The sequence below is a fragment of the Paenibacillus sp. FSL K6-1566 genome (assembly GCF_038050475.1).
GTDB lineage: Bacteria > Bacillota > Bacilli > Paenibacillales > Paenibacillaceae > Paenibacillus_AQ > Paenibacillus_AQ lactis.
In genome coordinates, this window is sequence record NZ_JBBOSR010000001.1 from 6421725 (window position 1) to 6436735 (window position 15011).

Genomic DNA, 15011 nt, shown 5'->3' on the forward strand with positions numbered 1-15011 from the left:
ACAGCCGCTTCGCTTAAGTAATTATGCAGAATAGTTAAAATACCCCTCACATAATCTCCATCCTTTTAAATCTAGGCTACATACTCTGTTAGATTCCTAAATACGAAATTTGTTGGACCGAGGATCTTATTCAAAGTCACTGTCGAATTATAGGAATACACGCCACTACATTATATAGAGGCAGTCTGAATAAAATCTGAACAGCCTTAAAGAATTTATCTATGAGAATTGATATATCGGTGCACGTGAACAAAAGAAAACAACCATCGAAGACGTTCATGTCATCAATGGTTGTTTGCGTTGCTTCATTATTTATCAATCAGGTCATTCACTTTCAGCATTCTTACCAACAGTGCGGTTGCCTCGGCACGCGTCATTGCTTAACTTCCAGCCATAATAGGTTACTTTGAGGATGTACGCAATTCCAGCCTATTCTCCCACATATCGATGAAAGATCGGCCAGACGTACCGCATCCTGGCCCCCCTTTCCGCTTCGCATAAAAGGTTACATCTGCAGATGCCCAATTTTTTAAACTTGATGTCCCTTTATTTTGAAGGCGAATGCTCTGCATACCATTTTCTTAGCAGATTAATATGCGCCTGATGATAGCGGTTATGGTCAGCCATATGCCATAATCCCCAGCGAATCGTTGCTTGCTTTTCATTCTCATGACCAAAGGTGACCACCCGATCTAAATCAGCATCCTGCAATTGGGTACAGATGTCTTTCAGCATGCTTAACACCTCTTCATACTCCGATATCAGCATGTTGAGCGACTTGCCTTGGATCATCGGCAGCCGGTTGTTCACATCGATCATGGGACCGTATTGTTTTTGTAACGAATGAGGGAGCGGCTCCCCTTTCATCCGGTACACCCAATTCAAATCAACATACAGGATATGTCTCATTAATTGAGCAGTGCTGTTAAAGCTGCCATCGGGTCCCTTGTAATCGACTTCTTCCTGCGACATGCCCTTCGTAATCAACTGAAGTCGCTGGCTGTTTTCTTTCACCGCGGAATATAACATCCCAACGATCGGGGACATATTTGCCTCGCCTTGCAAATCTTTAAGCATCAGGCTCTTCCTCCTGCAATAATGGCTTCCCGGCCAATTATTTCTTTATTTCTGTAAGGGTTGCATCCCACATTAATACATTTATATTCGGATTTTGGTCTTCATTCATTATCGAGATGGCAAGCTCCTGTGCTCCTTGAATGTCCATTTCGGAATAAGCAGGATCCTCTCGTTCATTTCCATCTGCGATATATATATTTTTTCTATCTTAGTAGGGGAACAGGGAGGTGTCAATTCCAGACTAATTAGATGTGAGCGCGGCCTGATTCCGTTTGGTTGATCCCTTACGGACAACAGAAGGCCATCGACGAATCGACGGCCTCACGATCTTACGCTTGTATGCTCGATGCTTTGCTTGCCTGTCTTGAGTGCAGAACCTTCATCGCGTATCTTGCGATAGGCTGTGCGATCAACACTTCAATCCAGAACGCAATGCCGAAGTTTCGTGGCCAGGTATGGAGGAAGTTTTTAAACGGATCCAAACTGATGTGTTTGGTACCTACCATGGGGCCAATAATGGAGAGAAGAAGTGATAATACCGTTACGTTGAGCACAATATTTAATAATACTCTTGCATTGACCCCATCAGTCTGCCCCAAGAATTTAGGCATCATCTTGCCAACAATCGGGCCAGCGATCAGCTTCACGCATAACACGACGATGACCCACATGATAGGAATCACTTTTAGACTATCCAGATAAACCTCTTTGCTGAACCCGCGCTCCAGTCCAATAATGATCGGCGCGATCGTGTTGACCGAAATAATCGATACGATCAATAAAAATAATATCCCCTCTTTGCCGTTCCTGGGCAGTCTTGTCTCTACGAGCTTCTGGTTTGCCATCTCCAATCATCAACCTTTCATCTAATGTGTCACCGTGTTATTTTAGCGATTTAGGGGGGCTCCTCATAAGTGAACATTCTGTGAATAATTATCCAAAATAAAATAGAGAATGAAGCCCAAAACAAAAAAATCACCAACCGATAAAGGATTAGTGATTTTTATTGTAGTAATGAAGTTTGGATCGCATACATACGGTCTCTCTGCCCTCGCCTTGCTGAATTTCGGTCAGCCAGCGCTTACGCCAGCATGCCGTTTACCTTGCCCAATACCGATTCATAGGATGTATCCAAAGCAATTGCCATTTCCTGAAACAAAATATTTTGAGCCGAAGCTAACATCACTTGATCTTGTTGGTTCAGCTTTTTGTTGTTGCTTTCGGCCTTCTGCTTGTGACGCATTAAGGTGTTGATAATGTTAGCGATCTCCTCCCGGTCGCCTGATCTAATTAATTTGGAGTAGGTCTGGAAACGCTCCGTATTTTTTTCAATCCATCCCGTGCCCGGCGATTTAAAGGATTGCATGACCTTCTCGGCTTCCTCCCGATCGATCAGTTCGACCATGAGCAGACTGTCGTTGTCTACTGGCGTGCTAATCTTTAATTTCACGTTACTTACCGGATGCAGCTCATAATAGCGTCTGGTTGTGCCCAAGACTTCTTTCTCGCTGATCCCATCAATTTGGCATATGCCATGAACTGAATAGATAACCAAATGACCCGTTTCAAACATGCTGTTATCCTCCTCACGTTGTCAACTTGGTTGACTATGTATCTCTATTATACACTATCGTCAACTTGGTTGACGAAGAATCGTGAACTTTTGTATATTGGTGGAGGAATTGCTGAAAGGAATGATGACCAATGCATGTAGAAGTGAAGACCCTGGATCTGATCGACCTGATAAGCGAACGTCATGTCCTTCTCCGCACCTTAAACGACCGCTTGTGGCATAAAAGCCATGACCTTCATATATCGAACTCCGAATGGTTTATTATGGCGAGAATCTATAAGAGACAAACGACGATATCCCATGTCGCCAAACAAGTGGATATCTCCCGTCAGGCTACCCATAAATTCATTAAAAATCTGGAAGCCAAAGGACTGGTCGAGGTCAGCAGAGCGCAGCATAACAATAAAGACAAGTGCATCCGTCTCACGAAGTTCGGCGAGGAGTGCTTTGAGCACAACGAAGCGATTAAGGCAAAGCTTGAGGCCAAAATCACCGCCTCGATCGGAGAAGAGCAAGCGGATCAGCTTAAGCGGATTTTAACGATGGATTGGGGTTTGGGGACGAGTGTTTAACCCTACCTAGCCCTTGGCTGAAGATCATCCGGTTGACCATAATAAATGGATAAGAATCGAGGGTAAGAGGAATGAAGCTTCAGCTCCTATTTCATGAATACTTAAATATAAAGTTCAACAGAGGCTTGCCGTCGGTACAGACCGTTGGCTTTGAATATGGCGTTCTGGAAGACGAAAGAGCAGCGTTATTCTTTGTCGATCGCAACGATCAGGCTTTTGTTGAATGGGCGTATGATTTACAGCCGGGAGATCCCCAATATGCTGCGAGCCCGGATTGGAAGCCTGTGCTCGCGGACACGTTTAAGCAGCTGGACGTCTACGATGAACAGATACTCTATTATCTGTTGTTTACCATCAACTCGACGACATCCATTGTTCGAAGCAATCCGTACAACGCCATGAATGATTTAATGAAGAACTATTGTTTCTTCCAGTTGTCTCAATTAAACGGTGTCTCCCGGTTGAGCGATGAACAGAAGCTTCAATTAAGGGGCTTTTTCCTCTTTTTCTACCTGTATGCCCATCCGGTGAACGAGGAGACGCTTTACGCCTTTTCATTCCACGGTCAGGATTTGGTTCATACGAAAACCGGCATCCACATTGAGCCATATTTCTCGGCGTACCATGATTACTACATCGAGCATATCGCTGAATATCACGATCAATTAATGATAGCTCCCCATGAAATCGCAGCCTGCAAAAACCTCACGATTGAGCTGCTTAGGTCCATCGAGGGAAAGTCGACCAAGCTGGTCATGCCCCCGGAAGAAGGCTTCGAGGCTGCACTCCGACTGATCAATGATGTGGACGAGATGCTCCATATGTACTCGGAAAATAAATCAACGGTATTCGACATCATGAGAGATGCTCTCGCAGGCACTCGCTCTATCCCATATCGTGATCATTGCTTCAGCATATTGCTGCAGAATTACGTGTGTTATGTTCTTTATTTTGAGTTTGATGAAATTCATCATCTGGTGGACTACTTTAGAGACAATCCGGCATGGTGCAAAACGATTCTAAATAAAATCTTCGCGGATACCATCTTTCTTCAGAAGATCATGCGGCAGAACCGGATCGATATTGCCGATTATGGGAGTGTGATTGAATTCTTCGATGAGGAGGCTCGGAGGATTTACTTGTGAGTGGCAAGCATCCTTAGCGTAAAGCAGGAGCCGACACTTGCTGTACCTGTCCCCCTCTCTGATTATTCCCATTGATTAAACCCCCGTAGCCCATTACGCTTCCATGTACAGGCTGAGAGCCTACTGCCAGCAGCTCGTTGTGCTAATGGAGCCCTTAATGAAATAAACTTGGCCGGCAGCTTAAAAAAGAGCGTTCCCCTCTTTAGGGAAACGCTCTTTTGCTCATTCATACTATTTCAAGCCCAATACCTCAAAATCATAAATCCGCGCGGCCGTATCCCCGCCTTGGGTCGCCTTCTCGACTTGAAGACGAACGTACTGTGCGGAAGTAAGTTCGATAGCGTGGCTGCTGACCGCTTTCGTATTGTCTTTGACCGAAACCGCATCCTTCCATTCCTTGCCGTCCGAGCTTACCTGTATGGTGAATGCCCGCGTGTTGAATGCGGCCGGCTCGCCTCCCGCTTCCGCATGCTTGATCACGAATTCGCTGATCTTATGCTCGGCTCCGAGGTCCACCGTCAGCCAGTGTGGCCCGTCTCCGACCGCACACCATTTGGTAGCGGCATTACCGTCCACCGCAAATGCAGGGGCTTCCTTCTCATTCACGAAGCTGGATGCTGACGTTGTCTTGCCAAGGGCAAGATTGCCAACGCCATTCTCTGCTTCCCGTGTAACCGTGATGAGCTTCTTCCGAACCACGTCCTCGCCAATGCTATTTTTAGCGGTTAACGTCACTTCGAACGTTCCTTCTTCCGGATAGGTCACCTTAGGATTCTGCTCCGTGCTGGACGCTGGCTGTCCGCCCGGGAAGCTCCAGCTCCAGGACTCTGTGACTTCCGATGAAAGATCCGTGAACTGTACCGTTTCTCCCGGTGCAATCAGCGTCTTATCCGCCTTGAAGGCTGCCGTCGGCTTCGGGTATTCCGGCCAGTCAAAGCTTACAGATGCTGCTTTTCCTTGTTCGTAGTGGCGGTTCACCGGAATCACGACCATTTTGGTGGACTGCTCTTTTTGCAGCCGCTTCATTTCAGGCACATAATAAACGGTGTTGCCCGTCATGCCCATCAACTCGTACTTGCCGTCCGGATGAACCCGGTACACCTGATAATACATTACGTCCTCCGCCTGTTTCGGTGCCTTCCAGGACAATCGCGCATCCCCATAGATCCCGTCGCGGAAGTCGTTCTCGATCACCTGCAGATCGCTCACCTGATGCGGCTTCTTCGCCTTATCATTCACCTGCGAAACGGCCAGTTTACCGATATTGGCCTGATAGTTGGCCATATCCGCCGCGGATTCGAATTGAAGCGAAATTCCCGCAATCCTACGTCCTTTGAACTTGTTCAGTCTGACGCTCCCCTGCTTCCAATCCTGATTCGCGCCTACCTGGGTCCAGTTGGACGGCTCGAAGAACACATAGTCATCCGGCGCATCGGAGAAGGCCAACCCGATCTTCACCTTGGCATCCTTCGCATTATCCGTATAAACAAGCGATACTTCCGTCGTTGCCTCGACCGGGATATCCGCCTTATACAGCTTGATATGGGTAGAAGAACCTTTGCTGACGGGACCTTCTACCTGAAGCGAGCTGCCTCCGTAGTAGGATTTGCTGAAATCAAATCCAGGCTTGAGGGCTTCGCCCTTGCCGTTGGTTTCCGTGATCCAGCGCCAGGTCGGCAAAATATCCTGCAGACTCCGGTTGCTCCAATCGCTGCTCCGCATCACTTTGCCGTCCACCGCAAACATATGGCCGTTCCCCGTATTAAAATGGGTGACGAACTCGGAACCGGTCAGCACCGTTTTGGCAACGACATCATGGGCAATCCCTCTCCAGGCGAGCGGGTCGGCTCCTTCAGGCTGGGAGGTATTCGCCTGGTTCATGCCAGGTCCCGCCCAGAAGATCTGCTCCTTGTTCATATATTCCTCGTGCGTCTCAGAGCTGTTGAACGCCCAATCCGGACGGTAGATGCCGAGGGAAGTGGTCGCTTTCTCGCCTTCCGGGAACAATACCGGCCAATTGAACCTGCTTTCGTAGCCGTTTGCCTCCACATCGATGCCGGCATACAGATCATACGGGCTGCGGCCAAGCTCGGCGGCCTTCGCCGGGGAGTTCAGGAACGGCGTGATATAATCGTATTTGCCGTTCTTCTCGTCCTTGAACTGCCAGCGGAAATCGATAAACATATTGTCGGAAACGCGCTGATTTCCCGCCTGGAAGAACATCTTGTTCTGGTCCGTCAAAGCTCCCTGCCACTTCACCGGTCCGTCCTTGATCATGGAATCGTACCAGATCACTTCCATGCCCGGTGCCTTCTTCTGCTGAAGATACGTTAAAAATTCAGCCATCTTAGCGGCATCCTCAGGCGTTCCGCCCTGCGTTTCCTGATTGATGAACCAACCGTCAAATCTGTAATACGCAGCAACCTCAATCAGTTTGTCTGCAACCGGGAAGGATCCGTCCTCCCGCTGCTGTAACAGATCATGCAGCCACTGGATTTTGCCTCCATGCTCGGTTTGCGGCAAGAAAACGGTTCCAAATACAGGCACGCCATTCTTGTGGGCTGCATCGATCACGTCGGCGCTTGGCGGAACGATCAAGCCTTCACCTGCCGAGCCGCCCCACATCACCAGCTTGTCAATATACTGCCAATTACTGAACGTATACGTATGGAACTTCTCCGAGCCTTGGGAAGGAGCTCCGCTTGTGCTTGGATACATGGAAGCAATCGATAGAACCTTCACTTCCTCTTTGGCATGGCTGTTGACCTTATGGCCCTGGACCCGTTTGGCCTCCAGCTTCACCGTTCCCCGGTTAAAAAGCGCATCCTTATCGGCCGACGGCGACCATTCCAGCAGCGTGTTCGGATACCAATAGGACGAATGAGGCTGCGCTGCTTCGACTTCTCCGGCAAAACCCGTCAGGGATGCTGCCAGCACGGCTGTGCTCATCCATACGGTCATTCTTCGCTTCCACTGAGCTTTAGTAAAATAACCCGGTTTGATTTTTTTCACTCAAAAAACCTCCTATACGGATAATGATCTTGCAGTTTTTCTAGTATTTTACAGGAGCGTGATGATAAATAGAGAGAAACGGCTATCATCATCAGCCGTTTCTACTCTTCAACCACTCTTATGCCTTACTTGTTCTGTGCTGCCTTCCACTCATCGAACTGCTTTTGAGCCTCAGCGATAACTTTGTCGATTCCAGCATCCTGGAACTTTTGTTTTGCTTTTGGCAAGTATTCGTCAGGATCGATGGAGCCGGTATACAGTGCAGGGATGAATTCCTTCGCTACGTTCGTCACGGCCGCAACTTCTGTTTTGACCGGAGCCGTATCGAAGTTAAAGCCGAATGTAGGAGCTACTACAGCGGAGCTGTTAAATTTCTCGAATGCTTCCCACTTGTCTTCAGGCTCGCCTTCATGAAGGTACGTCAGGAACATATTGCCGAGCGCAAATCCAGGCATTGCATAGTTTTCCTGCATTGCAGGCATATCCTCGATGTATGGCCCTTCAAGCTTCTTGTAGTGCGTGCCCTCCAAGCCGTATTGAATCATATTGCGCAGTTTCTCATCCGTGTTCAGCAGGTTCAAGAACATCATGGCCCGCTCCGGATTTTTGGAGTACGAAGAAATCGCCATCATCGAACCCGCTGCGGAGCTGGTGTAAATCACCGGATCATGCATCGGTCTCGTCACAATGTCATATCCCGCGTTTCTGGACCAGCCGAGCTCTGCATATGGCTGCGTAATCTCGCGGTCCACGAGCCATTTGCCGGTCTTGATATTATCAATGCCGTCCAGCGTCGCTACATCCTCGCGCACATAACCCGCTTTATAGTATTTGCGCATCGTGGCCAAAGCCGATTTCAGTTCAGGTGTATCCAGCAGATTCACAAATTTAAAGTCTTTGGTATCAAGGTACATGCCGATCGGAATTTCATCACCAAGCGGGAAGTCAACCGGCAAGTACGGCTTAAAGCTTTTCGGTACGGCGAGCGGTGTAATATCCGCCGGCTCGTTCTCTTTAATCGTTTTCAAAAGCGGCTCCAGATCCTCAAGCGTTGTCACGTTGGAAATGTCCAGGTTGTACTTATCCAGATACTTCTTGTTGAAACGCCATACAAACTGCTGTGCCAGCTCCTTATTGGCCGGGATGCCATAGTTCACGCCATTCACCTTCGTTCCTTCGAGGAAACGAGGATCCAGCGCTTCCTTGATGCCTTGTCCATACTGATCAAGCAAGTCATTCAGCGGCTTGAAGGCACCCTTGGCCGCGTTTGGAAGATAATCAAATGCCCATGAGCTGGTGAAGGCGATGTCGTAATTCTCGCCGGAGCTGGTAATGACTTGCATCCGCTGGCTGTAATCGCCCCAGTCGATCATGTTGATCTCGATCGTAGCGTTGATTTTCTCCGTCAGGTATTTATTGATCTCCTCTTGAACCTTAGGAAGATCCTTCTGGTTAGGCCCGATCATGTACATTTTGAGCTTGACCGGGTCCAGCTTGGATGCATCCACCGTGCCGTCGCTCTGAATGGCCGCCTCTTCCTTCGCGGGCTCGCCAGACTTAGCGCCTTCCTTGCCGCCGCAAGCCGATAATACGACCGTGAGCAAAAGCACAAGAGCAAGGGACAGTATAGAAGCCTTTTTCTTAAACATGTGTTTTCCCCCTGTATCACTTAATGGTTAATGCTATATTGACACCGCTTACACACCTCAGACGTGAAAGCCGGATTACTCCGGCCGTGTGCGATGCGGGTACAACCTTATGAAATTAGCCTTTGACTGAGCCTACCGTCAGGCCCTGGACAAAATACCGCTGGAAGAACGGATACGCCATAACAATCGGCAGGGTCGCCAATACGACCATCGCCATTCTTACCGTCTCCGTCGGCAGGCTTGCTGCTGCGTCGAAGGAACCGATATTCTGCGCATTCTGCGTCAGAAAGTCCATGTTCTTCTCGATCTTCATCAGCATGAACTGCAGCGGCGGCGTCGCTTGTGGATCGTTATAATACAGCAAGGCGTTAAACCAGTCGTTCCAGTACCCCAGAGAGCTGAACAAACCAATGGTTGCAATCCCCGGGAGCGAAACCGGCAGCACGATTCGGATAAAGGTCAGAAACTCGCCGGCCCCATCGATTTTGGCGGACTCGATAATTTCATCCGGAATCGTCGTCTGGAAGAAAGTCCTCATGACAATGATGGAGAACGCGCTCAAGGATAAAGGAAAGATCAACGCCCAGATGGTGTTCTGCAGATGCAGGAACTGGGTCATCACGATATAACCAGGCACCATTCCGCCTGAGAACAGCATGGTGAAGAATGCAAGGAAGCTGAAGAAGCCTCTGAATTCAAAATTTCGACGGGACAATGCATAGGCATAAGTCGTAACCAATGCCAGACTCACCAGCGTCCCCAGCACCGTGATCAAAAGCGTTAAGCCGAATGAGGACAAAAGCTCGCTGCCCGTTTCGAAAATATATTCATACGCTGCCGTGCTGAACTGACTTGGCAACAGCCTGAAGCCTTCCGAAACCAGCGTCTGTTCGTCCGTCAGGGAAATAATAATAACAAATAGAAACGGAAAGATACAGGAAAACGAGAAGAGGCCGATCACGATATTGAAAATCGTATTCCACAATGGGGAGATGGCGTTGTAGTCTCTCTTCTTTGAACGCTTTGCCGGTTGATTCGCGGTTTGCGTAGATAGCTGCGTCATGAACGGTACACCTCCCTCGGATTAGAAGATCGCATGATCTTTTTCAATTTTACGAACGATATAGTTGGCAACCAGAATCAGAATCAAGCCTACAAATGATTGGTACAAGCCCGCTGCCGTACTCATGCCGATGTCTCCCATGTTCATCAGCCCGCGGTAGACGAAGGTATCGATGACGTTCGTAACCGGGTACAGCGCGCCCGAATCCTTCGGAAGCTGGTAGAACAATCCGAAATCGGAACGGAAGATGCCGCCGATTGCGAGTATGGTCAGGATAATCATAAGCGGCTTCAGCAGCGGAATCGTGATGTACCGCACTTGCTTCCACTTGCTGGCTCCGTCGATCACGGCCGCTTCATAATAAGACTTGTCGATCCCTGTGATAGCCGCAAGGTAAATAACGCTGTTGTAACCCACGCCTTTCCAGATACCGACAAAAACGAGAATGAAGGGCCAATACTTCGCTTCCGAATACCAGCTGATCGGCTCTCCCCCGAAATAAGTGATGATTTGATTGAGCGTCCCTTTGTCTACGCTAAGAAAAGTGAACGCAAAATAACTAATGATAACCCACGACAAAAAATGCGGCAGAAACATGCCGGTCTGATATACCTTGGCCGTACGCTTGTTGACAAGCTCGCTTAGCATGATCGCAAAGCCCACTGCAATGACCAGGCCCAGGATAATAAAAGCCAGGTTGTACAGAATCGTATTTCTCGTAATGATATAAGCATCATTGGTTGTAAACAGATATTCGAAGTTTTTGAACCCTACCCATTCGCTGTTGAGCACGCTGGCAAAAAAACCGTCCGGGCTAATACGGAAATCCTTAAACGCGAGAACGGTACCGAACATAGGCAAGTAAGCAAAGATAAGAAACCATATGGTTCCGGGCAGGATCATCAGCAGCATAAACCGGTTGCGTATGACCTTTTTGATGAACCCCGACATGAGCACTCCTCCTCTTCCCTGTTAAATACAAGTGATGCGACTGCAGTAGAAGATCCCCATGATCTTTGTCGATGCGTTATTCTATCACTTGCCCTTAACTACTATCATTGTGCCAAGTAAGCGCTATCGCGCTCAAGTTGAAAAATACTAGAACGGGATGGACAAATTAAAGAATCCCTTATAAAACAACAAAAAACAGGCCAAAGGGTTATCCACCCATGGGCCTGTCGTAAATGGTTTCCCCGTCGATTTAGATCCGATACATGGATCTCATCTCGGTCGGAGATACGCCCGTATATTTTTTGAACTGTCTGTAAAAGTACGAGCTATCCGTATAACCTACGCCTAACGCAATATCCGCCGTCTTTTGATCCGTATGTAAGAGGAGCTGCGTGGCTTTCTCGATGCGGTATTGGTTCAAATAATCCGAGAAGCTGGCGCCGACCTCCTGCTGAAACAGCTGACCTAAATAATTCGGATGCATCTGCAGCCGCTGGCTCAGCGTCTTCAGGGAAAGCTCTTCCGGATAGTGATGCTGCACCTGCTCCACAAGAAACGAGACATGCGGGCTATAGCCCTGCTCCGCTTCTTCTAGGCGCGCAAGACTGCGTTCGACGATGCGCCATACATGATTGCGGAGCCCCTGGAGCGTATTAATCCGGTGCATTGGCGTAAATACCTCGCTGTAATCGGGGTTTTTCTCCATATCCTTCGCCGCGACCATCAGCTGGACTGCCGCATTGAAGGAGGTCTCCCGAGGGACCACTGGTTCCTTGCCGTCTCCGCTCAGAACGGACTCGATATAAGCCTGCAGGGAGGGAATGTCACCCTCGATCAGCAGCTTCGCGAACGTATCGGGACGAGCGGACGGCGAAGAAGCCTGAACGGCCTCCGGTTCCGCAGCCGGACTGTATAGGAGCATGTCATCTCCGGCAATCAGGCAGGCGTTGAAGAGGTCCTTCGCCTTCCTGTAGCTCGCTTGAATATCTTTGAAATCATTGAAGCCTGCATTGCCTTCGGAGCACCAAATGCGCAAGCCCGTCAGCTCCCGCAGCCGGGCCATGGCATTTCTTATGCCCTCCTGTTCCGTGTCCCTCCGTTCATTCCTCGCGGCCGACATCACAACGATGTCGTCATCCGCATCAGGGAAACAGATTACCTCGTGGTCTCCCCCAAGCACTTCCGAAAAAGCCCGGCTGCATTCGTCGGCTAGGCTGGTCAAGCGATAGAGCTGGGACACCGGGCGCTCATCGGATATGAGCCGCAGAACATACACCTGGTAAGACGCATAATTGAGCGGAATTCCGAGAAGTTCAGCTCTCTGCTTTAATTCCGAGCTCTTGATATCGCCGTTAACCCACCGCTGCAAAATATTGCTGCGCAGGATCCTCCAATCCTCCTCGGAGCGAAACCGGCTCAATTCCTCGCGCTCCCAATCGCCGCGGATATGCTTAATCGTCGCTTCCAGCTCCTCGATGCTGATCGGCTTCAGAATATAATTCTGAATGCCGAGCGTGATCCCCACCTTCACATATTCAAATTCTTCGTAACCGCTCAGCACAATGAATTTGGTGCGGGGATGCATTTCTTTTACCTTCTTGATCAGTTCCAGCCCGTTCATTCTGGGCATCATAATGTCCGTGATCAGCAGATCCACAGGATCTTCCCTTAGCCGCTCAAGCGCTTGCACCCCATCGTTGGCCGAACCTGACACATGCAGGTCATAATTCTGCCAATCCACGATGGTGGCCAATCCCTGTGCAATTAAAGGCTCGTCATCAACAAAAAACACCTTCCTCATGTCGTCTCCCCCTTGCGCAGCATCGGTATTTCCATGCGGACCTCGGTTCCCTGTCCTTCCGTGCTGTTGATGGTCACTCCGTAATCACTTCCGTAATTCAGCACGATTCGCTCGTGCACGTTCATCAGTCCGATCGAACGGTATCCCTTGTCGGGAGGCTGGAGAACCTTGTCCAGCGTGCTGCGGATTTGGGCCAGCTTTTCCTCCGGTATGCCCGTTCCGTTGTCGGATACGATGATGACGACCCGGTCCCCCGCCCGGCGGGCATGGACCGAAATTTTATTGTTGTCTTCCAGCGGACGGAATCCGTGAACGATATAGTTCTCCACGATCGGCTGGACCAGCAGCTTGATGATGCTGGCATTTTGGATCTCCGGATCCACCTCGATTTCCGTCTCCAGCCGTCCTTCATAGCGAATGCGGAACAAGTCGAGGTAAACGGAACACATGTCCATTTCCTCTTCAACGGTAACCACCGTGCTTTTTTTCACCATGTTCTTGAACATCACCGACAAGCTGTATATCATTTGCCCCACTTCCTTCGCGCCCACAAAGTACGCCTTCATGCGAATGGACTCGAGCGTATTGTATAGAAAATGGGGGTTGATCTGGGATTGCAGGGCAACCAGCTCCGCGTTTTTCTGCTTAATTTCCGAGGTATACATTTTATCGATATATTGCTCCAAACGGTCGCCCATGTCGTTAAACCGGCGGGAAATCTGCTGCAGCTCATCTTCGCCGGACATCTGAATGCGCGTCGACAGATCGCCTTCGCCGATCCGGTTCATCGAACGGATAATCCGCTGCACTTTCTTGGAGAACCTGCGAATGATCGTAACCGTAATCGCAAAACTGGCCGCAATAAACAGAAGGGTGACCAGAATCAGTCCCGTTCTTAAACTTTCCGTGCTCTCTTTGATCAGGGATTGCGACACAATCCCCACCACCGACAAGCCCGCATTGCTGACATTCAATATGTTCACTTTGGAGGGTTCATCCAGCTGCACCCAATCCCCGGCTTTTTCCTGCTCCAAACGGTAGGGGTAGGTTTGCCCGTAATACTCATCCTCCGAATCGTAAATGACCGTTCCCTGTGCATTCAACACCATAATCCGGCCTTTGACCGAAGCTCGGCTCTCCAGCCAGGATGAAATTTGCCGGGCGTCGAACTCCACATTCATCATCCCCACCCGATTCAGGGTCCAGGGGTCCTTCAGTTCTCTGGAATAGGAATACGATCTTGGACTGGAGCCTCCGGATGAACGCGAGGATTCGTTTGGAGGCATGGTATCCCAGCTGTGCTGCTCCCGGCGGGCAAACCAGGTCTCCCACTTGTTCTTGGAACCGGCATCATTATTCAACTGCTGGTTGGTCCGGCTGATATGCATGTAAAAATTGTTCGGATAGCTGTAGATCGAGACGCTTCTAGCGCTTGATTCCTGTTCCAGATAATTTCTTATCAAGGTATTGAAAGACCGTAATCGCTGCTCTCCTGCCCTGGTGTACAAATCCAGCCGGTATTTCAGGTAACTCTCATATTCGTGGTTTAGAAAATAGATCAGCTCATCGCTTAGCGTGGCATCTCCGTAAATCTGCTGAAATATATTCTGTATGCCTTCATACTGCCGGCTCAAATAAATGTTCAGCACATGCGCGGATTTGAGATTCGCATCGGTCTGCTCACGGAGTATGCGCTGTTCCTGGTATTGATAAACCAGCGTTGCCGCAATCGCAAACAGCACGATCATGACGGTTGAGTACAGCACGACGATTTTGTTGAACATCTTTCGCTTCAAATGATTTAAATAGAATTGGCGCAGTCTTCTGAAAATATGAAACACACCCTGTTCTATAATGGTCACTTCGGCACTCAGTGTACACCCTTTCCGAAAACCCGGCAATTGAAAATTGCATGCTTGTAAGGCTTAAAGAAATAAATCGCGTCCTTACCGAAGCCCTGTCCTAAACTCTCATTCATGCAACCGGATGCGGCAGAAGCGCTTTCCTAGCGGGGTATGGTGGATTGCGCAGGAAATGAGGAACGGCTGACTATTGTAGGCCCGGACGATCATGTAAGGTGGCTGGACAACCGGTGTCTGCTCCCGATTTAAGAGCGCACAATCTAATAAATCAGGGCCCTCTCATTCCTAAGAGGGCCCTGATTATAT

At 49.2% G+C, this 15011-nt stretch carries 11 protein-coding genes; 2 read left to right on the forward strand and 9 right to left on the reverse strand.

Features of this window, described 5'->3' with window-relative positions:
- Window positions 1-546: 546 nt before the first annotated feature.
- From NST08_RS28765 to NST08_RS28775, 3 genes are all read right to left on the reverse strand, one after another.
- On the reverse strand, window positions 547-1077 hold the full coding sequence (locus tag NST08_RS28765; protein WP_210094098.1) for a DinB family protein: 531 nt from the start codon (window positions 1075-1077) through the stop codon (window positions 547-549).
- A gap of 329 nt (window positions 1078-1406) precedes the next feature.
- A complete protein-coding gene (locus NST08_RS28770; protein WP_251537961.1) occupies window positions 1407-1922 on the reverse strand; it encodes a hypothetical protein in 516 nt (171 codons plus the stop codon).
- A gap of 236 nt (window positions 1923-2158) precedes the next feature.
- Window positions 2159-2650: a CarD family transcriptional regulator gene (locus NST08_RS28775; RefSeq protein WP_007129072.1), complete on the reverse strand. Its 492-nt coding sequence runs from the start codon at window positions 2648-2650 to the stop codon at window positions 2159-2161.
- Window positions 2651-2781: 131 nt separating this feature from the next.
- On the opposite strand from NST08_RS28775, the gene NST08_RS28780 reads away from it, so the two are divergent.
- Both NST08_RS28780 and NST08_RS28785 read left to right on the forward strand, forming a co-directional pair.
- Window positions 2782-3222, forward strand: a complete 441-nt coding sequence (locus NST08_RS28780) for a MarR family winged helix-turn-helix transcriptional regulator (protein ID WP_251537959.1) — start codon at window positions 2782-2784, stop codon at window positions 3220-3222.
- Window positions 3223-3293: 71 nt separating this feature from the next.
- A complete protein-coding gene (locus tag NST08_RS28785; protein WP_251537957.1) occupies window positions 3294-4367 on the forward strand; it encodes a hypothetical protein in 1074 nt (357 codons plus the stop codon).
- A gap of 231 nt (window positions 4368-4598) precedes the next feature.
- Here NST08_RS28785 and NST08_RS28790 read toward each other — a convergent pair whose 3' ends face one another.
- The 6 genes from NST08_RS28790 to NST08_RS28815 all read right to left on the reverse strand — a co-directional run bounded on the left by NST08_RS28790 (window position 4599) and on the right by NST08_RS28815 (window position 14705).
- Window positions 4599-7379: an endo-beta-N-acetylglucosaminidase gene (locus NST08_RS28790; RefSeq protein WP_251537955.1), complete on the reverse strand. Its 2781-nt coding sequence runs from the start codon at window positions 7377-7379 to the stop codon at window positions 4599-4601.
- Window positions 7380-7504: 125 nt separating this feature from the next.
- Window positions 7505-9028 carry an ABC transporter substrate-binding protein gene (locus tag NST08_RS28795; RefSeq protein WP_007129076.1) on the reverse strand — a complete coding sequence of 508 codons (1524 nt, stop codon included), beginning with the start codon at window positions 9026-9028 and terminating at the stop codon, window positions 7505-7507.
- A 115-nt stretch (window positions 9029-9143) separates the two neighbouring features.
- The gene (locus NST08_RS28800; RefSeq protein WP_099478038.1) at window positions 9144-10091 is read right to left on the reverse strand and encodes a carbohydrate ABC transporter permease; all 948 of its coding nucleotides are present in this window, start codon (window positions 10089-10091) and stop codon (window positions 9144-9146) included.
- Between the two features lie 21 nt (window positions 10092-10112).
- Window positions 10113-11042: an ABC transporter permease gene (locus NST08_RS28805; RefSeq protein ID WP_213616817.1), complete on the reverse strand. Its 930-nt coding sequence runs from the start codon at window positions 11040-11042 to the stop codon at window positions 10113-10115.
- Between the two features lie 250 nt (window positions 11043-11292).
- A complete protein-coding gene (locus tag NST08_RS28810) occupies window positions 11293-12843 on the reverse strand; it encodes a response regulator transcription factor (protein ID WP_213616815.1) in 1551 nt (516 codons plus the stop codon).
- Window positions 12840-14705, reverse strand: coding sequence for a sensor histidine kinase (locus tag NST08_RS28815; protein WP_251537953.1), 1866 nt, complete (start codon window positions 14703-14705; stop codon window positions 12840-12842). Before NST08_RS28815 ends, NST08_RS28810 begins: the two co-directional genes overlap by 4 nt.
- Window positions 14706-15011 lie beyond the last annotated feature (306 nt).